We start from the raw sequence: 18631 nt of genomic DNA on the forward strand, positions 1-18631 counted from the left end.
TCAGCCCGCCACGACAGCGTCGAACGCGCGGATCCAGGCGTCGCGGTTCTGGTTGATCAGCGTCCAATCGGGATAGACCAGGTTGGGAAGGTCTTCGCGCGTGACATATTGCTCGATTTCGGGCGTCAGCGCGACATCGTGATTGGTTGGGAAAGTCGCCGTCGGCGGCGCCATCAGTTCGGTCTGGGCGGCCGCGGAGATGGCGGCGTCCATATAGGCATAGGCCGCGTCGACATCTTGCGAGCCCTTGGTCAGGTGAATGTTGACGGGGGCAGCCGGCGAGCCGGTTTCGGGATGGACGAATTCGGCATTGAGGCCAAGGCTCTTGAGCTTAGCGACATTACCGGTCGAGCACATGAAGACGGCGATCTCGCCCTGCTGGAACAGCGTCATCTGGCTATTGGTGCTATCGACGACATTGTTGAGCTGATCCGGGTGATCGCGAAAAAGCTGGAACACGGCTTCCATATCATCGGAACCAGTTCCGAAAATCTTGGCGAGCTGGGTATAGGCCATGACGGCAGTGTTGGAGCCGAAGCCGGTCCAAGAGACCTTGCCGGCATATTCCGGCTTGTTGAACAGATCCGCATAGCCGGCAGGACGCGGCACGAGGCCTGGATTGTAGCAGATGCCGTTGACTTCGACGGTAACAGTCGGGCCATACTCGCCCTGGAAGGCAGGATCGAGCTTGTCCCAATTGGAAAGGCGCGCGGGGTCAATCTTCTGGATCAGGTCGTTCTCGATGGCGACGGCGCCCTGCCCTGGCGACATCAAGAGCGTGTCGAAGGCCGGAGCATCGGGGCTGGCCATAACCTTGGCCAACTGATCCTGCGCCAACGCGGGCAAAATCGTGAGGTCGAACCCCTTCTCGGACAAAAGCGGCGTGAGCACGCGGCGATAGCCGTCTTCCCAATTGCCCGGGAAGGTCGCGGCAACGAGGCCGCCGGCGGCACGCGCCTGCATTGGCAGGAAGCCGGCGGCCGCTGCGCCGAGGGCAAGGATGTTGAAATGGCGGAGGGAAAGTCTGGTCGTCATGAAGGCACCTTTGGACTTCAGTGGGAGGGAGACGAAGACAGGCTAGAACCGGCTGGCGCCGGGAAGATATGACACCTGGCGGTATCGATGGAGAGGAACACCGCCTCGCCGGGCTTGCCGGGACGCGTTGATGGATCGCGCATCTGGCTGGCGCGAATTTCGTTGCCGTAGGCGAGCGTCAGCTCGTGAACAAGCGTCGGCCCCAGGGCGATGGCGACGCTGACGCCGGCCGCGAGCGTCGTGGAATTAGCCTCCGAGACGAGGGTGACGTCCTCCGGTCGACAGGTGACGACAAAGGGCGAACCGACAACGAACTCAACCTGTCGCGGGACCTTGATCGTCTGACCGACTGCAAGCCGGACAATGGAGTGATCGGCACTGGTGCTTTCGATGATGCCGGGAAGCTGATTGGCCTGACCGATGAAGCTGTTGACGAAAAGGCTCTTGGGCGCGTCGTAGACCGCCGTCGGCGTGTCGATCTGTTCGACCCGCCCCTTGTTCATCAGCACAAGGCGGCTGGCGAGGCTTTGGGCTTCTTCCTGGTCATGGGTAACGATAAGCGTTGTGATACCAAGGCTTCGCTGCAGCCGCAGCATTTCGACCTGGAGGTCGAAGCGGAGCGCACGATCCAGGGCACCAAAGGGTTCATCGAGAAGCAGAAGGTTTGGTCGCGCGGAAAGCGCTCTGGCGACCGCCACACGCTGTTGCTGGCCACCCGATAGCTCTCGCGGCAGGCGGCGCGCCATGGTGTCAAGGCGCACCAGCGCCAAGAGTTCGGCAACGCGCTGGCGCCGCTCGGTGCGGGGCAGCCCCTGACAGGTCAGGGGATAGCCGACATTCTCTTCGACAGTGAGATGGGGAAACAGCGCATAGTTCTGAAAGACCATGCCAATCCCGCGGGTACGAGCCGGCATCGTATCGAGCCGTTGCGCTCCCATCGTGATCGTCCCTTCTTGGGGCTTGATCAGACCGGCGATCGAGCGGAGCACGGTCGACTTGCCACAACCGCTGGGCCCCAGCAGCGCCACGACTTCGCCCGGCCGCACATCGAAGGTGATGCGGTCGATCGCCAAAGCTGTGCCATACCGGTACGTGAGGCTGTTGACGACCAGCCCTTGCGGTTGTGTTTCCATTGCTTGCTGATCGACGGCTAAAGCTTGATCGGTCATGGTCAGGCACTCACGATGATCCCAACCGAAACATCGCAATCAGCGTGCCAAATCGAGCGTGGCCAGCATATTTTTGTCTTAAGCAACTGACTTAAATGAACAAAATTCACTCATGAAATGTTTGCGAAACCAGTTTCGAAAATTCTTACGAATTATAATTCGCACATTATTTTGCACATTCGTGCGTCATGTGATGTATTTGTAGGCATCGCAAATCAGGACTTCCGACCATGCCGCCCCGTAAAGCTCCCCGCGCAAAGCCCGTCGAGATCGACATCGATGATGCCGAGGATGTCAACGACCGCATCTGTGCGACGCTGTCGACGGCCATCGCCGACGGTGCACTCAAGCCTGGAAGCAAGATCATCGAAGAGGCGATTGCGGAGCATTTCGGCGTCAGCCGCACAGTCGTCCGCGGTGCGCTCGGCGTCTTGCAGCGTGAGCGGCTCCTAGAGCGCAAGCGCAATCGCGGCACGTTCGTCGCCGAACCCAGTATTGAAGAGGCGCACCAACTGTTCGAAGCACGGCGGGCGCTCGAGCGCACTATTCTTAGCCTTGTGGCGCAACGGATCACCGCGGCTGATTTCGAGAAGCTCGATGCCATCACTGCCGAAGAGCTACGCGTCCACCAGCATGGTCATCAGGTGGCAAAGGCGACAACGATCGGCGAATTTCACGTCGAGCTCGCAGCGATCGCCGGCAATAAAGTGCTCAGTGAGATGCTGGCCAAGCTGGTCGCCCGCCTCTCTCTGGTGATGGCTTTATATGAAGATGAACGGCAGGATGATTGTGGCGCAGATCATCATCGCCAGATCGTCGACGCCCTGCGCGCGAGCGATCTGAGAAAGGCCCAAGCGCTGATGGATACCCATCTGGGAGATATAGAGGGGCGCGTGAGGCTGACGCCAGGACAGAGCGAGCGACACAGCTTCATGTCCATGCTCGAGACATTCAGCGACTAGCAAATAGCGACATGCTCGGTGCGTTTTTGTCGAGGAAGGAACCTCAACTTCCAGGCCCTGCTCATCTCGATAAATCGCCTAATGAAAAATGGCGGCCCTTGCTGGCCGCCATGTAAAGTCAGTTGGCCTGAACAGCCACGACGGTACCGGGGGAGTAGACCACGGCACGACTGCTGAGATCGACGAAATAGACGCGATCATTGGTGTAGAAATAGCCATGGGTGGCGTCGCCCTCGATCGGGTGCAGCACGACGGCTTCTGGAACCGTATAGCCGACGTCGATGGCGCCATCGATCACGACAGGGTCCGTCGGGTGCAGCCGAACATATTCAACTGAGCCGGCTTCGACGCCACCTGCAGCGCCCACCGACGCGCCAGCGAAACCGCCGATTGCCGCGCCGATAGGACCGAAAACGAGGCCACCAATGACGGCCCCGGTGACGCCGCCAGCGGCGCCACCCACGGCGGCATCAGCATTGGCATCCGGGTTCGTCTTGATAATCTGCGCCTGCGCAACGGTGGGAACGGCAAGGGCGGCAATAGCGAGAGCGCTGATAAAAAGCTTTTTCATCGTATCCTCTGGGAGGGTTGGAAGATGAAATTAGAACTCATCAACGCCCGTCCAGTTCCAGTAATTATTTCCGCATTTCCAATATTATATAGTAGTTACAATGATCGTATTTCAAATGTAAGGAACTAATACAGTCCATTCAGGCATTCCATTTATTATTACATCATTATACTCTGCAGTCGGCCGACGTTTTCAACAAACTATCGACATCCAAAACGGCCGTAGCGCGGTTCAGCGGCGGGCAAGCGGCAGGCGAACCTCGACCTTGAGCCCACCACGCTCACCAGCGGAATAGGCAATCGCGCCGCCATTGATGTCGAGGATTTCGCCGGCAATGGCGAGGCCAAGGCCGGTTCCTGGAACATTCTGGTCAAGACGCATCCCTCGCCCCCCGAGCTTCTTGATAAGCTCATCCGGAATGCCCGGGCCGTCGTCTTCAATCGTCAACAGAGCCATGGCTCCGGCCGTAGCCGTTGAAACCGCAATCGAGGCGTGCGCCCACTTGGATGCATTTTCGAGCGTCACGCCGATCAGCTCCATCAGATCCTGCCGATGAATATCCACATCGGGGTCGTCACCCAGTTGCGCCATCCAGTGAAGGTTTTCGCCGTCCTGCGTTTTCCGCAACACTGCCACGGTGCGCAGCACGGCGGTGTTGAGCGAACTGCTTTCGCGATGTTCGCCCGTCCGGGTGCGCAATGAGGCCAGGCGCATCTGATAGTCGACGCGCGTGGACATTTCATGAGCCAGATCATCGAGCACGGTTGCTTCGTCGCCCTGCCCCTTGTCGCGCAGGCGCATAGCGATGCCATGGAGGGCCGCGAGCGGCGTTTTGAGCCCATGGGCAAGATCGGATGCACGGCGCCGTCCGCGCTGTGCCAGTTCTTCGCGTTCGGACAGCAGCGCATTGACCTCGCTGACTAGCGGTTCGATTTCTGACGGAAACGCGCCCTCGAGCCGGCCAACGCTGCCAAAGCGCACATCGTCTACCGCGCTGCGCAGACGGTTGAGCGGAGCAAGACCCAGTTGCAGTTGCGCCCATGACGCGCCGACAATCGCAATCGCCATGAGCGCAAAGAGGCGCCCGATATCCCATCCATAGGCCTGCGACGCCTGGTGGATCGGATCGTGATCTTCGCCAAGCGTTACCCGATAGGGACGACCATCTATGGTGATGTCGCGAGAGAGCAGGATGAGGTGAAAACGATCCTTGTTGGTCCAATGGACGATCGATCCATTGGCTTGAGGCGCGACATCCAATTGCTGATCAAAGAGCGAGCGCGAGCGCGCCACGCCCTTGGTATCGAGAGCCTCGATCTGCCAATAGCGGCCGCCCAAAGGTGTTTCATAGCGCGGATCTGGCAGGGGTGCCGAGATGGATGGGGTCGATGTGGATGGATCGATAACGGCAATGAGCCTTGTCATTGCCGCTTCGAGGTCACGCTTAACGCTGGCTTCCAGATTGGCGACGAAAAGCGCCTGCAGAATTATGCCGGAGAGGATGAGCGACCCCACGACCATGACCACCGCTAGGCCCATCAGCCGCAGAGCGATCGACCGCCGGTTTGGCAGCCAGCGCCGGATCAATAGTTGTCACCGAGCGTATAGCCAAAGCCGCGGCGGGTTTTGACAACGTCATGGCCCAGCCTTTTACGCAGGCGCGCGACTAGAACCTCGACGGCGTTCGAATCTCGCTCGTAGTCCTGCCGATAGATGTGTTCGGTGATCTCGAGTTGCGACACCACCCGCCCGCGATTGTGCAACAGATAGGCCATCAGACGAAATTCCTGTGCCGTCAGGTCCATGGGAAGACCATCTTCCGTGACCGCCATGGTCCGCATGTCGAGTTCGTATTTGCCGAAAGCCACGCGCGAAGATGCAAGGCCCTTCGAGCGGCGGATCAGAGCGCGGATGCGCGCAACGATTTCGAGGGCGTGAAATGGCTTGACCACATAGTCATCGGCGCCAGCTTCGATCCCTTCCACCCTTTCCTCCCATTGCCCGCGAGCAGTGAGGATCAGCACAGGCGTCTGAAGGCCGCCGCGGCGCCAGCGCTTCAGGATGGTCAGCCCGTCCATTTGCGGCAGGCCCAGATCGAGAATGACCGCGTCAAAAGTCTCGGTGTCGGCCCGAAACCACACAGCTTCGCCATCGCTCTCGCGCTGCACTTCAAAACCGGACCGGCTCAAACTCGATTGCAGGACTTCGGCAATGCGGTCGTCGTCTTCGCCCACCAAGATCTTCATGGCTCGCTCCCGATGAAGCGCCCTGATTGGGCATAATAATATTCCGTCGTCACCGTGCCATTGGCGCGGAGAACGCGGATCGAATAGACGAGAAAGCCACGAATACTGAGCATTTCTGCGTCGATGACATTGGTGCCGGCACGCTGAGCCAAATCCGGCAACAGACTGCTCAGGCTCACCGCGCGTCCAGCGTTGACCGCATCACGCGCATAATCGGTACTGTAGTGCACTGTAGTGTCTGGCGCCGCGATCGTGTCGCCTGCCCCCTGCGTGACCGTACTGCCTGTTGCAGGTGCACCGCCACCGCTTCCGGCCCCCGTCGATCCTTGGCTCGCGCCATTATTTCCGTTGTTTCCAGTATTGCCGTTGTTCCCAGCGTTGCCGTTATTCCCGGCGTTGCCATCGCCGTTCCCATTGTTCCCGGCATTCCCATTGCCGTTTCCGTTATTCCCCTCGTTCCCGTTTCCGTTTCCGTTTCCGTTTCCGTTTCCGTTTCCGTTTCCGTTTCCGTTTCCGTTTCCGGAATTGCCATTTTCGTTTGCGTTCCTATCCTGCTGGGATTTTTCAGAACCGTTGCCGCTGCCATTTCCGTTTTCTCCCCCATTGCCATTGCCCTGGGCGAGCGCAGGCGCAGCGACGAGAAAGATCATCAAGGGCATGAGAAGGAGGATCCGCATGGCACAATTCTATCCTGCTGAAGCTGACAGAGTGCTTACAGGCACACTCACAGATGCGTCACGCCAATTGTGAGACACTGGTTTCGGTCGAGCTCCGCCCATGCTGGATTTTCGACCTCTTGATGGTAAAGGCCGCTCCGACATATCCCCGCCCCCCAAGCCCGTTGGAGCGGCCTCCTCGCTTTCAAACCCAGCATGAACGTCGCCGAGGTCCAGGGGTTAGACACGGCGTATCGGGATGGACCTTCGCCCTGTCGCACCTTGCAAACGCGCGACGCCGTTCGTCGGAGGACAAACGGCGCCACAAGAATATTTATCGAAACGGATCAATCTCGACGCCGGGCAGCCTAAACTGCTGTCCATCAGCAGTCGTTGATACCTAGCGCTCAATAGATGAGATCCGTCTCCGCATGGGCCTTAATTGGTGACCGTAACGTTGGGCAGATCGACGTTGACGGACTCGCCATTGCTGGCGATGCCACCGTTGACCAGCCAGATAATCAAGATGACCGCGAGGACCGCAGCAATGATCCCGCCGATAATGCCAAATGGGCTTCCCCCAGTGACCACGGTCTCGGTCATCGCTGGGCGTTCGATGATTGTTTCGCGTTCAATAGTCATTGATGTCTCCAGGGTTTGAGATTGTTAGGGGGGCGAGCGCAGGGCGCCGCAATGAAAGCTCAAGAGGCTGACGTTTCGGGCGCAACCAGATCGCTGCCGGTCCGCTCGACGGCAGAGAAATCCGTTGCTGTGAAGATCAGGCCCGCCGACGCAAGGCAGGCAAGACCAACGATTCCCAAAAACAAAAGAATGACGAGCATCCTTTCCTCCTCTTGAAACCACCCCAAAGGGGCGGCTGGCCGAGCCTTAGGCTGGGCCGTTTAGTGGCAAACAGTCATGATGAGGACGATCCAGAATGGGCAGCTATTGCAGCTCTGTCGTTTTGCTGCCGGATGTGAGCCGCGTCCTCGTTATCCATGCCAAAATAACGGCGAGTACCACCTAGCGTTCCCTCTAAGTAATTGTTTTTATTATTACATTTCAATGTTCAGCGTTGTAAGCTATTTGTTATCTTTGCTGTCGGCTGCTATTTCGAATTAACGAAATCGACAACATCACCATGCTTTCAAACTAGACAGCCATACAGCCTAGGTATCTATTCCCGTCAGCAGTTTACGTTGTGCGGGCCACAGATGGATTTCCTGAGCTTCGCCATCTTGATAGACATGTGCGTCTATGCGCTGATCGGCTTCATTGTCGCCAAGGTCGGGCGCCGCTGGCTGCCTGAGCCCTGGAACAAACCATCGATGACGATCCCGGTAGCCCTAGCCATCGGCGCGATCATCACATTGGCCACCCTGCCCCGCTGGTTCATCTGGCCGCACTGATCGCGGTCGATCTGGCGGCTCAGTCGCGGGGTACGATCATCTCCACGCTCGCGATCAGGTCTGCGGCAAGGGTAGGCTTCTGGTGAAGCACGCTTCCCTCGATCATGCCCTTGTCCGCTGCGCTGACAGTGTCACCCGTCATGAAGATAACGCCCGTTGCAGCGCTGATTTCACGCGACCGGCGCGCAATATCCCATCCGCTAACAGTCCCGGGCAGGTGAATATCCGTAATGACGGCATCAAAGCGCGGATAGGCGCTGGCCAGCAGGTCCAGAGCCGCGGCGCCACCATAAGCAGTGGCCGTCTCAAAGCCCGCCTCTGTCAAAACTCCTTCCAAGAAGACAGCGATCATCGCTTCGTCTTCAACCAGGAGAACTTTCTTGCGGGGAGCCATTGCTGAGACGATCCTGACTGCAGCCACCACACTTTGGTGGTGTGCATCGGCCAAAGTTCTCTCAATAATCCAGCCCTGCTGACAAATGGCTGACACAACTCCGGCTTGGCAAAGTTATGTGCCCTAGACTGCCCCTTTGCCCGGCCCGTCCCCTGCTGATCACCGCTCTAGCGAGATTAAAACTGGAAGTTGAGAGCCTTCTCGCCCTGAAGTTCGATGCGACAAACTTTGCCCTCCACAGCCAGCACGCCCGCCATCCGCATCATCATTTGAGCGAGTTCGCTGGTTGGGAGTTCGACCTCGATGGTTTCGGCCCTCCCCCCTCTGATCGTCAGGCTCGCCAGCGCGCCACCCTTCCAAGCTAGATCAACACTGTGGCCGCCGACGGTGCGGATATTCCGGGCGCTGCCGGTGGGCCAGCTGGCGGGAAGCGTCGGCAAAATGATGATCTGGCCCTTGCGGCTCTGAACCAGCAGTTCGGTCATGCCCGCCACGGCGCCGAAATTGCCGTCGATCTGGAAGACATTGCCTTCTTCCCAACCCGAATGGGGATGAAGCACCATCAGAGATTTGAAAGCCAGATCGTTGAGGAGCCCATGGATGGCCTTGTCGGCGCGAGCGGTATCACGGAGACGCGCAGCCTGGCAGAGAATCCAGGCCTGGCTCCAGCCGGTGTGACCCGACCCATTGGCAAGGCGAACATCGAGTGCCTTGCGCACACCGGAGAAAGCCTCGGGTGTAGTTTGAGCGGTGATGCGGCGACCGGGATGCAGGCCGAAGAGATGCGAGAGGTGGCGGTGGCCGATTTCTGCCGAGGTGACATCGACGGACCATTCGCTCAAAGCGCCAGTGGCATCGATGTGCGGGATTTTCAGTTTGGCAAGCGCAGCGCGCGCTTCTGCCTTCAGCGCGGCATCGTCCGCGGTTGCAAAGCCGACAAAGATTTCGAGCAGTTCGCGGATCATTTCCTGATCCATGGCCGAGCCAGCGGACACCGCGACTTTCGCGCCATCAGCCGCGAAGAACTGGTTTTCGGGTGATGTCGAAGGACTTGCGACCAAAGCGCCATCCTGGTCTTCGACCAGCATGTCCAAGGCGAAGGGCACCGCCTCGCGCCACACAGGCAGGGCTATTGTGCGTAGAAATGCATCGTCTTCCGGATAGTAGTCCAAACGGCTATTAAGCTGAACCGCAAGCCAGATGAGGCCGGATGCCCAATTGGCCCAGCTCGGATCGCCATGAACAGGCGCCGAGAAATGCCAGATGTCGGTATTGTGGTGAATGGTAGCCCCGCGCGCTCCATAATAGTGCCGCGCGGCGACTTGGCCTCGCGCGCCTGCAGCCTCGGCGACGAATTGGTGGAGCGGGGCTGCAAGATCGCCCAGCCCTGTCATTTCGGCGGGCCAATAGTTCATCTCGGTATTGATGTTGATGGTGTAATTGGCGCTCCAGGCGGGGCGCACATCGACATTCCAGATACCCTGAAGATTTGTTGGCTGCGTGCCGGGGCGGGAACTGCTGATCATCAGATAGCGGCCATAGTGATAGAGCAATTCGGCGCGTCGCGGATCGAGGCCATCATGGACGGGCGACTGCGAGAGGTCGAAATCCATGCGGTCGAAATAGCTTGAATAGTCTTCGCGATGATCCTCAACGAGACGCTGGATCGGTTGCGCAAGCGCTGCGGTTACGCGGTCTTTTGCCGCTTTCGCAAGGGCCGCGACATCGGCGCTGGGACGCTGATCATACCCACGAAAACCGCTTTCCGCCGAAACGATCAGGCGCGCTGATCCCGCCGCATCTTGGTGGAGCGCCGCAACCACGGCATAGCCCATCCCCGCGGCTACTGTGCCTGAAGCATCGGGCATGTCATCGGCGTAGACGATGGCCGGTTCGTCATCGACATAGTTGGGCAGTACAGTTTTAGGCACGCGGCCCGTGACGGTCATCCATTTGATGCCGTCGGCCTCGGCAACAGCGATTTCCGCCTTCTCGTGTGGCGTATCAAAGGCCAGTGCCATTTCGACGAAAGCCAAAATGCCCGGCCCTGCGATGGTGGCGACGAGAACACCTGCCGGTGCCGAAACGAGCGAGCGGAGTTGCACCGATCCGTTTTCACTATCGTAAGTGGCGCGCGCTTCGGCCTTCGCGAGATCGAGGCAACAGTTATAGCCACTAATCTCAGCCGCAGCGGCATAGGTGAGTTTGAGCGTGCCAAGCGGCTGGTAGGACTGAGTCCAACCAGGCCCCTGCATATCGCGGCTGATTGCATCGGCGCGTTTGAAATCACCCGCGGCAATGGCATCGCGCAGCGGCTGAAGAAGATGGGCGGGAGATGGCCCCGGTTCATCGCCAAGCGGACCGCCCGACCAGAGCGTATCGAGATTGAGCGCAAAGCTCTCCGTTCCCGGCTTGCCCAGAACCGACGCGCCAAAACTGCCATTGCCGAGCAGGAAGCTTTCCGTAAAGCCGGAGGCAGGAGCGTTGAGTTCGAGAAGGAAGCGGGAGGCCATATCGGGTCCTTGCAAAGAAGATGGGGTGGAAGGTTATCTTTCCACCCCAGATCATAAAAGACGGAGCATGCTTTGCTAGAGACGCATCTTGATGGATGCAAACCCCAAGCTGCGCTCGCGGTCTGCGAGACCCAAACTAGAATTCGCTCCAGTCATCTTTGAGCGCGGTATTTCCCCGGCTGATATAGGCGCGCGAGGCAGAGGCGATCTTGTTTTGCACGGCTTTGACTGGGCTTGGTCGTGCCGACGCTGCGGCACGAGAGACGGGTGTCGCGCTGGCGCTGATCTTGAACTGATCAACGATATGATCGAGATCGCTGGCGCGAGACTCGGTCTGCTCGATTGCCGCATTGGTTTCTTCGACGAGGGCAGCGTTGTGCTGGGTCATTTCGTCCATCTGGCGGATGGCGACGGAGACTTCCGCAATGGCCGAGGATTGCTCCTGGCTGGCCGTGGCGATGGACTGGATCAGCGCGCTGTTGGTCTCGACCGAGTCGAGAATAGCCCTAAGTTTGCCGGCAGCATCGGCGACAAGGCGGCTGCCCTGCCCGACTTCGTTAGCCGATTGCTCGATAAGCGCCTTGACCTCGGCAGAGGCTTCGGCAGCCGATTGCGCCAAGCGACGCACTTCGACGGCCACCACCGCAAAGCCTTTGCCGGCTTCACCGGCACGGGCCGCTTCCACCGAGGCGTTGAGCGCCAAGAGGTTGGTCTGGAAAGCGATGTCGTCGATCATGCCGATGATGTTGGAAATCTTGGCGGAGGATTGCGTGATCCGCTCCATGGCGCCGGTCGCAAGGTTCATCACCTGACCGCCTTCACCGGCAAGACGGGCGGATGCGGTGGTCGAAGCGGCCGCGTCGTCTGCCTTGCGGGCATTGTCGACGACGGTGCTCGAAAGCTGCTCAATGGAGGCCGATGTCTGTTCGATGGCCGCGGCCTGTTTGGTCGTGCGTTCCGAGAGATCGTTGGCGCCGGCGAGGATTTCGCTGGTGGCCGATTTCAGGGCGCGGGACGTTTCGCGAAGTTGCCCCATGACGCTGGTTAGATTGTCGGCAACAGCATTGGTGTCTGATTTCAGCCGATCGAGGGCGCCGCGATATTGCCCAGTCACACGTTGAGTTAGATCCGTGCGGGCCAGCGCGGAAAGCACTTCTCCGGTTTCATTTAGACCCGTTTCGATCGTGTCGATCATGCCGTTGAAGTTTGCTGCGATGCCGGCAATGTCGGCATCCGCGAACTGGCTCTGCATGCGCTTGCTGAAATCGCCATTGCTGGCCGAGCGCACGACGACATCGAACTCGGATTGAAACGCATCCATCAATTTGGCACGGGCCGCCGCTGCACGGGCACGGTCGGCTTCCTCGAGCCCAATGGTGGCGACCCGCTCGCCATTGTCGCGGAAAACGGCGACAGCCTTGGCCATGTCTCCAATTTCGTCGCCACGGCCCGCAAAAGGTATTTCGCTCGCCAGATCACCCTCGGCCAGCGCGGTCATGCGCTTGTTGATCTCAGCGATCGGTCGCGCCACCGAGCGAGCGCCGAAAACGGCTGTGCTGATCAAGACGAGGATGACGAGGCCGCCCAAGGCCGTGCTGATGAGCGATGTCTGATCGCGCTGGCCATCGGCAGCGGCGTTGGCGTTTTGCGCCAATTCCGAAGCGAGCGCCGTGATGTGCTGCATACGTTCGGACATGTCGGCGCCGAGGCCAGCAAGCTTTTGCTTGAGCGCGCTATGTTCGCTGGCAACGTCTACTGCCGCTGCGGGGTCGAGCGCCTTCTTGGCATTAGCCGCGAGGCCGACGGCTTCGGCAATGAACTGTTCGCGCGCCGTGAGGACTGCCTCGGCATTGGCGATATTTTCCGGCCGCGTCATGCGGGATTTGGCGTCCGTGATGAACGTTTCCATCCGTCCGCCGGCTTCGGCCGCGGCTTGATATGCAGCATCGGCTTCGGCGGCACTGGCCACATCGTTAAGCTGGCCAACAGCGATTTCCATATCGCGCATGGAAATGCTCGCATTGAGCATCAGCCGTCTGATTTCCATCTGTCGGTCCTGGAAATCGTCGGCCTGTTTGGTGAGACCCGTCCCGAAAATCGTCGCGGCCATCATAATTGCGACGACGATAATGCCAATAAGGGACGCCAGAGCCAATTTGGCTCCGAGTTTTATACTACCCGGGGTTTTCATGAGAGCACCTGATCAACACGGATAAGGGCATCCGTATTTGTACCAAGGGTTACGCCGCTGTGGTTAACGGCTGGTTCCCATAATGGGTCACTTCGAGCGCCATTTCACGCCAAGCGCATCACATTTGAAATGCACACCGCGCCCCTCGGCAAACCAGAGATTTGTTCGGTCGGCTCAGCCGCAGCGGAGGCGAAGTTGGGTGAGATCGACGATGGTGACGTGCCGGTAGTTGGCGATCTCGATGACCCTATCCGTCTTAAGCTTGCTCATCTGCCGGCTGACCGTCTCGATGGTCAGCCCGAGGAAATCGGCGATATCGGCGCGGCTCAGCGGCAGGTCGAAAGTTCCGAGCGCGCCCTCTTCGGTGGGGTCGATATGCGTTGCAATGAGGTACAAAAAGCTTGCGACCTTTTCGGCCGCCGTCTTGCGACCCAGCGTTACCATCCAGTCGCGCGCTTCATCGAGCTCACGCAGAGCCTGCATCATCACCCGGTGCTCGACGGGGCTACCATCACGCATCAGCGCTTCGAGCGCAGGCTTGGGAATCATGCAGAGTTCGACATCCGATGCCGTTTCGACGCTGACCCGGCTTTCGCTGGCAAAGGGCCGGCCCAGAAGATCGGGCGCGAATTGCAGGCCGACGACCTGCTGCCGCCCGTCCTCCAGCACCTTGGTCAGTTTGACGACACCGCGCAGCACATTGGCATAGGCCGGCATCGGCATGGCGTCGGCCATCAGTTCCTGTCCTGCTTCGCGCTTGACGCGGCGCGTTTGCTTGGCAAGTGCGGCGAGTTGCTCAGGCGTCAGCGCGCCACAAATACCCTGATGCCGCGCCTCGCAGCTTTGGCATAGGATGGGCACGTCTGAATTGTGGATGTCTTTGCGAACCGTCTGCATGGAACTGCTCCTGACAGTTCCGTGATTACGCCTCATCCGCTCCCAAGATAATCCGCACTTTTGACGCTGTGCCAACGCGTCGCATGGCGAAACCGAGGCGCGCCTCAAATAGAGACAGACAGCCCTTGACCTTCCCATCATGGGAAGGTCTATCTCTACGCGGACGAGGTAATAGCCATGAACGCACACGTCCAAAAAACCGCTGCCACACCCATCACGCTCGACATCACCGGCATGTCCTGCGCGTCCTGCGTGTCGCGTGTCGAAAAGGCACTGTTGAAAGTCCCGGGCGTCGAAGCGGCTTCCGTCAATCTTGCAACGGAGCGGGCAACGGTATCAGGTGGCGACCGGGATGCACTGATGAAGGCCGTCGAAAAGGCGGGCTACACGAGCAGCATCCGCCTGCCCGACCAGCCCACGCATGACCACGCGCATCATCACGACGAAGATGCCGCCGTGCTCCGGCGCGATGTCATCATCGCCGCGATCCCGACCATTCCGCTCTTCGCGCTCGAAATGCTCGGCCATCTCTACATGCCCTTCCACATATGGCTGATCTCCGTCATCCCGATGGACGTGCTCTATGCTGCCTATTTCGTGCTCACGACCTTCGTGCTTTTCATGCCCGGCCTTCGCTTCTTCAAGGCCGGCATCCCCGCCCTGTTGCGCGGCGCGCCCGAGATGAATTCCCTTGTTGCGCTCGGCGCCGGGGCGGCCTGGCTGTTCTCAACCGTGGTCACCTTCGCCCCGCAGCTCGTGCCGGCGGAAACCCGCTACGTCTATTTCGAAGCCGCTGCGGTCATCGTGACGCTGATCCTCGTCGGCCGCTGGCTCGAAGCCATCGCCAAGGGCCGCACCGGCCAAGCCATCCAGCGTCTAGTGCGCGAACAAGCCAAGACGGCACGCATCGAACGCGATGGCACATCGCTCGAAGTCGATATCGCCCAAGTCCGCGTCGGCGACATCGTCGTCGTGCGCCCGGGCGAGAAGATCGCCGTCGATGGCGAGGTGATCGACGGCACAAGCCATGTCAATGAAGCCATGATCTCCGGCGAACCCCTGCCCGTCTCGAAGTCTGCCGGCGCATCCGTCATCGGCGGCACGCTCAACACCTCCGGCAGCTTCCGCTTCCGCGCCACCAAGGTCGGCGGCGATACCATGCTCGCCCAGATCATCCGCATGGTCGAAGAAGCCCAGGCCGGCAAATTACCGATCCAGCGCACCGTCGATCTCATCACCGCCTGGTTCGTGCCCGCCGTCATCGCTCTCGCTGCGCTGACCTTCCTCGTCTGGCTCATTTGGGGGCCCGATCCTGCCCTGACTTTCGGCTTCGTCAACGCGGTCGCTGTCCTCATCATTGCCTGCCCCTGCGCCATGGGTCTTGCAACACCCACCTCGATCATGGTCGGCACCGGCCGCGCTGCCGAACTCGGCGTCCTCTTCCGCAAAAGCGAAGCCCTGCAGCGTCTTCGCGATGCCGACGTCGTCGCCTTCGACAAGACCGGCACGCTGACAGAAGGCAAGCCGGTGCTCACCGACCTCATCCTTGACGACGATTTTGCCCATGACGAGGTGCTGTCGTTTGTCGCCGCAGCCGAAAGCCGCTCCGAACATCCGATCGCGCTGGCCATCGTCGCTGCCGCCGAAAAGGCCGGCCTGACACTGCCCGCACTGGAAGACTTCGCTTCGGACGCCGGCCACGGCGTCACGGCCACCATCGACGGCCGCAAGGTGGAGGTCGGCTCCGCGCGTTTGATGGACGGCCTTGATCTCTCGGACTTCGAAGAAGCGCTGCGGCGCTTTGCCGATGAAGGCAAGACGCCGGTCTTTGCCGCCGTGGATGGCAAGATCGCGGCCGCCATCGTGGTCGCCGATGTGATCAAGCCGACCAGCAAGGCCGTCATCGCTCGCCTCCATGCCATGGGTCTCAAGACGGCGATGATCTCGGGCGACAACCAGCGCACCGCCGCCGCCATCGCCGCCCAACTCGGCATCGATGAAGTCCGCGCCGAAGTCTTGCCCGCCGATAAGGTCGAGGCGATCAAGTCCCTCCGGCAAGGCGGCCGCACGGTCGCCTATATCGGCGACGGCATCAACGATGCCCCAGCCCTCGCCGAAGCCGATATCGGCATTGCCGTCGGCACCGGCACGGACGCCGCTATTGAAAGCGCCGATGTCGTCTTGCTCGGCGGCGACCTCAAAGGCGTACTCAATGCCCTAAAGGTTAGCCGATCTACCATGCGCAATATCTGGGAAAATCTCTTCTGGGCGTTCGGCTACAATACGGTGCTGATCCCCGTCGCTGCCGGCGCGCTCTATCCAGCTTTTGGCATCCTGCTCTCGCCCATGCTCGGCGCCGGCGCCATGGCGCTGTCCTCGGTTTTCGTCGTCAGCAACGCCCAGCGCCTCCGCGCCATCAAGGGAGAAGCGCTATGAATATCGGTGAAGCCGCGAGCGTCACGGGCGTTTCCGCCAAGATGATCCGCTATTATGAGGAGATCGGGCTCATCCGGCCGCCGCATCGCACCGGCAGCAATTATCGCGTCTATGGCGCGGACGAGGTCCATGTTCTCCGCTTCATTCGCCGCTCGCGCACCCTCGGCTTTTCCATCGAGGAGACCGGCGCGCTCCTCGCTCTCTGGCAGGACAAGACCCGCGCCAGCGGCGAAGTGCGCGATATTGCCGCCGGCCAAATCTCGGCGCTCGAAACCAAGATCGCCGAACTCCAATCCATGGTCGGCACGCTCAAGCATCTGGTCCATTGCTGCCATGGCGATGACCGACCCGATTGCCCGATCCTCGATGATCTCGCAGGCAGCTCAACCAAAACCAAAGGACACTGACATGACCGACAAGACCATTTTTATCGTCAACGACATGACCTGCGGCCACTGCGTCGGCACCGTCCGCAAAGCCCTCGAAACCGCCCTGCCCGGCGCCGAAATTTCCGTCGATCTCGACACCCACAAGGTCAGCTTCACCGGCGACCGCGCAAAGGGCGAAGAAGCGATCAAGGAAGCCGGTTACACGCCCGAGCCAGCGTAAAGCCGCCCAAAGTCCCTGCTTGACCTTGCCATCTGGCAAGGCCGCAGGCTGCAACCGATAACAGGAGACCCCAATGAAACCAGCGCTTCTCGCCCTTGCCTTCACTCTGCTTGCCGCACCGGCCTTCGCTCAGGATCAGCACGCTGACCATAGTGCCGCCGCGGCCGGCGAAGCCCCGTCCACCGCCGCCTTTCGCGCTGCCAACATGGCCATGCACGAAAATATGGACATCGATTATTCCGGCAATCCTGACGTCGATTTCATGCGCGGCATGATCCCCCATCACCAGGGTGCGGTGGCCATGGCGAAGATCGCGCTTCAATACGGCTCGGACCCTGAGGTCAAAAAACTTGCCGAAGCCGTCATCGCGGCGCAGGAAGCCGAAATCGCCTTCATGCAGGATTGGCTCGCCAAGCACCCGCAATAGGGGTTGACGCCTGGACGTCAGCCAACTCGCCCCACGGAGTTGCGCACGATCAGTTCCGCGCGCAGCAATATCTGGCTTTCCTTTGGCGTCTCGCCAGCGAGCATGCCGAGCAGCAAGTCCATCGCGGCCTCGCCGATGCGCGTGCGCGGCTGTTTCATCGTCGTGAGCGACGGCGAGACGAAGCTTGAAAACGAGATATCGTCAAAGCCCATGATCGAGAATTGCCGCGGCAAGTCGTAATGCCGCGCGCTCAGCGAGATCAGCACGCCGAGCGCCGTCGCGTCATTGACGCAGAAGAAGGCGGTCGGCAGTGCATCGCGCACGAACATCAACTCGGCTGCCGCGCGGCCGCTCTCCGTCGTGCCATCGCCATCGATGATGAGGCGCGGATCCACGGTCAGCCCGGCTCCGGTCAGGGCTGTGCGATAACCCTCTTCGCGCAGCCGATTGACCTCGCGCCCCGGCGCTCTTCCGATAAAGGCGATGCGTTTGTGCCCCTGCGAGATCAGGTGCTCGGTCGCAATCCGCGCTCCGGCAAAATTATCGACGCCGACAAACGGCACATCGGCATTGGGCACTGGCTCATTGACCGCGACCATGGGCGGCAGACGCGCCTCATTGCCATCCTGGCCATAGCCGAACGGCAGGTGGCCGGTAAAAAGGATCAGTCCATCGGCCTGGTTTGAGCTGATGAACCGCAGGTAATCCGTTTCGCGGCTGGGATCGTTCTGCGTATTCCCGATCAACACGCCATAGCCGCGCTTGCTGGCCTCGGTTTCGAGCCCGACGAGAATATTGGAAAAGTTTGGATCGCCCACATCGGGCGCCAGGATGAGGATCATGTTGGATCGCCGCATGCGCAGCGACCTGGCCATGGCATTGGTGGTGTAACCGGTGCGGGCAACAGCCTCGGTCACCTTGCGGCGCGTGGCTTCGGCTACTTTCGTTGGCTCATTGATGGCGCGGCTGACCGTGGCGATGGAGACCCCAGCCAAGGCAGCGACATCCTCGATCGTGGCCAGTTTTTGCTGCTGCACTCAGCGCTCCGCCCATCGCGCGATACCGCCCAAGCGGTGCGCGCCTCAGCCCTTAGCAGAAGCCATGAAAGAAGCCATG

At 60.0% G+C, this 18631-nt stretch carries 20 protein-coding genes; 7 read left to right on the forward strand and 13 right to left on the reverse strand.

The features are described 5' to 3' along the window. Together ASE94_RS02150 and ASE94_RS02155 are read right to left on the reverse strand one after the other, a co-directional pair. Positions 1-1035 carry an extracellular solute-binding protein gene (locus tag ASE94_RS02150; protein WP_062629024.1) on the reverse strand — a complete coding sequence of 345 codons (1035 nt, stop codon included), beginning with the start codon at positions 1033-1035 and terminating at the stop codon, positions 1-3. A 17-nt stretch (positions 1036-1052) separates the two neighbouring features. Then, positions 1053-2168, reverse strand: coding sequence for an ABC transporter ATP-binding protein (locus ASE94_RS02155; protein ID WP_156351783.1), 1116 nt, complete (start codon positions 2166-2168; stop codon positions 1053-1055). Positions 2169-2434: 266 nt separating this feature from the next. Between ASE94_RS02155 and ASE94_RS02160 the strand changes: the two genes are divergently transcribed. After that, entirely contained in the window at positions 2435-3166 is a 732-nt protein-coding gene (locus ASE94_RS02160; protein ID WP_061907913.1) for a GntR family transcriptional regulator, read from the forward strand. A 118-nt stretch (positions 3167-3284) separates the two neighbouring features. On the opposite strand, the gene ASE94_RS02165 is transcribed toward ASE94_RS02160, so the two are convergent. From ASE94_RS02165 to ASE94_RS20435, 4 genes are all read right to left on the reverse strand, one after another. Further along, entirely contained in the window at positions 3285-3737 is a 453-nt protein-coding gene (locus tag ASE94_RS02165; protein ID WP_062629026.1) for a DUF1236 domain-containing protein, read from the reverse strand. A 231-nt stretch (positions 3738-3968) separates the two neighbouring features. Beyond that, positions 3969-5324 carry a HAMP domain-containing sensor histidine kinase gene (locus tag ASE94_RS02170; protein ID WP_062629027.1) on the reverse strand — a complete coding sequence of 452 codons (1356 nt, stop codon included), beginning with the start codon at positions 5322-5324 and terminating at the stop codon, positions 3969-3971. Further along, the gene (locus ASE94_RS02175) at positions 5321-5983 is read right to left on the reverse strand and encodes a response regulator transcription factor (protein WP_062629028.1); all 663 of its coding nucleotides are present in this window, start codon (positions 5981-5983) and stop codon (positions 5321-5323) included. The genes ASE94_RS02170 and ASE94_RS02175 overlap by 4 nt, the downstream gene beginning before the upstream one ends. Beyond that, positions 5980-6213, reverse strand: coding sequence for a hypothetical protein (locus ASE94_RS20435; protein WP_156351765.1), 234 nt, complete (start codon positions 6211-6213; stop codon positions 5980-5982). Before ASE94_RS20435 ends, ASE94_RS02175 begins: the two co-directional genes overlap by 4 nt. A 96-nt stretch (positions 6214-6309) precedes the next feature. Here ASE94_RS20435 and ASE94_RS20810 point away from each other — a divergent pair, with 96 nt between their 5' ends. After that, positions 6310-6681 carry a hypothetical protein gene (locus ASE94_RS20810; protein WP_156351767.1) on the forward strand — a complete coding sequence of 124 codons (372 nt, stop codon included), beginning with the start codon at positions 6310-6312 and terminating at the stop codon, positions 6679-6681. A 396-nt stretch (positions 6682-7077) separates the two neighbouring features. Here the strand turns inward: ASE94_RS20810 and ASE94_RS02185 are convergent, their stop codons facing one another. Together ASE94_RS02185 and ASE94_RS20815 are read right to left on the reverse strand one after the other, a co-directional pair. Then, positions 7078-7281 carry a hypothetical protein gene (locus tag ASE94_RS02185; RefSeq protein ID WP_062629030.1) on the reverse strand — a complete coding sequence of 68 codons (204 nt, stop codon included), beginning with the start codon at positions 7279-7281 and terminating at the stop codon, positions 7078-7080. A 59-nt stretch (positions 7282-7340) separates the two neighbouring features. Further along, the gene (locus ASE94_RS20815; RefSeq protein ID WP_156351769.1) at positions 7341-7481 is read right to left on the reverse strand and encodes a hypothetical protein; all 141 of its coding nucleotides are present in this window, start codon (positions 7479-7481) and stop codon (positions 7341-7343) included. 372 nt (positions 7482-7853) lie between these two features. On the opposite strand from ASE94_RS20815, the gene ASE94_RS02190 reads away from it, so the two are divergent. Beyond that, positions 7854-8048, forward strand: a complete 195-nt coding sequence (locus ASE94_RS02190) for a hypothetical protein (protein WP_061907907.1) — start codon at positions 7854-7856, stop codon at positions 8046-8048. A gap of 19 nt (positions 8049-8067) precedes the next feature. Here the strand turns inward: ASE94_RS02190 and ASE94_RS02195 are convergent, their stop codons facing one another. From ASE94_RS02195 to ASE94_RS02210, 4 genes are all read right to left on the reverse strand, one after another. Then, complete coding sequence (locus ASE94_RS02195; protein WP_156351771.1) at positions 8068-8496, reverse strand: response regulator; 429 nt, start codon at positions 8494-8496, stop codon at positions 8068-8070. A gap of 122 nt (positions 8497-8618) precedes the next feature. Beyond that, positions 8619-10955: a glycoside hydrolase family 95 protein gene (locus ASE94_RS02200; protein ID WP_062629032.1), complete on the reverse strand. Its 2337-nt coding sequence runs from the start codon at positions 10953-10955 to the stop codon at positions 8619-8621. Between the two features lie 136 nt (positions 10956-11091). Further along, complete coding sequence (locus ASE94_RS02205) at positions 11092-13110, reverse strand: methyl-accepting chemotaxis protein (protein WP_162236030.1); 2019 nt, start codon at positions 13108-13110, stop codon at positions 11092-11094. A 210-nt stretch (positions 13111-13320) separates the two neighbouring features. After that, the gene (locus ASE94_RS02210; protein ID WP_062629034.1) at positions 13321-14043 is read right to left on the reverse strand and encodes a Crp/Fnr family transcriptional regulator; all 723 of its coding nucleotides are present in this window, start codon (positions 14041-14043) and stop codon (positions 13321-13323) included. Positions 14044-14220: 177 nt separating this feature from the next. Between ASE94_RS02210 and ASE94_RS02215 the strand changes: the two genes are divergently transcribed. The 4 genes from ASE94_RS02215 (at position 14221) to ASE94_RS02230 (ending at position 17515) form a co-directional block, all read left to right on the forward strand. Next, the gene (locus tag ASE94_RS02215; RefSeq protein WP_062629035.1) at positions 14221-16479 is read left to right on the forward strand and encodes a heavy metal translocating P-type ATPase; all 2259 of its coding nucleotides are present in this window, start codon (positions 14221-14223) and stop codon (positions 16477-16479) included. After that, positions 16476-16886 (forward strand): Cu(I)-responsive transcriptional regulator, encoded by a 411-nt coding sequence (gene cueR / locus ASE94_RS02220; RefSeq protein ID WP_062629036.1) that lies wholly within the window; start codon positions 16476-16478, stop codon positions 16884-16886. Before ASE94_RS02215 ends, cueR begins: the two co-directional genes overlap by 4 nt. Before the next feature lies 1 nt (position 16887). Next, positions 16888-17088: a heavy metal-associated domain-containing protein gene (locus ASE94_RS02225; protein ID WP_061907900.1), complete on the forward strand. Its 201-nt coding sequence runs from the start codon at positions 16888-16890 to the stop codon at positions 17086-17088. A 73-nt stretch (positions 17089-17161) separates the two neighbouring features. Beyond that, positions 17162-17515 carry a DUF305 domain-containing protein gene (locus ASE94_RS02230; RefSeq protein WP_062629037.1) on the forward strand — a complete coding sequence of 118 codons (354 nt, stop codon included), beginning with the start codon at positions 17162-17164 and terminating at the stop codon, positions 17513-17515. Positions 17516-17532: 17 nt separating this feature from the next. Here the strand turns inward: ASE94_RS02230 and ASE94_RS02235 are convergent, their stop codons facing one another. Continuing rightward, on the reverse strand, positions 17533-18552 hold the full coding sequence (locus tag ASE94_RS02235) for a LacI family DNA-binding transcriptional regulator (protein ID WP_062629038.1): 1020 nt from the start codon (positions 18550-18552) through the stop codon (positions 17533-17535). Positions 18553-18631 lie beyond the last annotated feature (79 nt).

Origin of the sequence: Devosia sp. Leaf64, from assembly GCF_001421945.1 — a bacterium.
Lineage (GTDB): Bacteria > Pseudomonadota > Alphaproteobacteria > Rhizobiales > Devosiaceae > Devosia.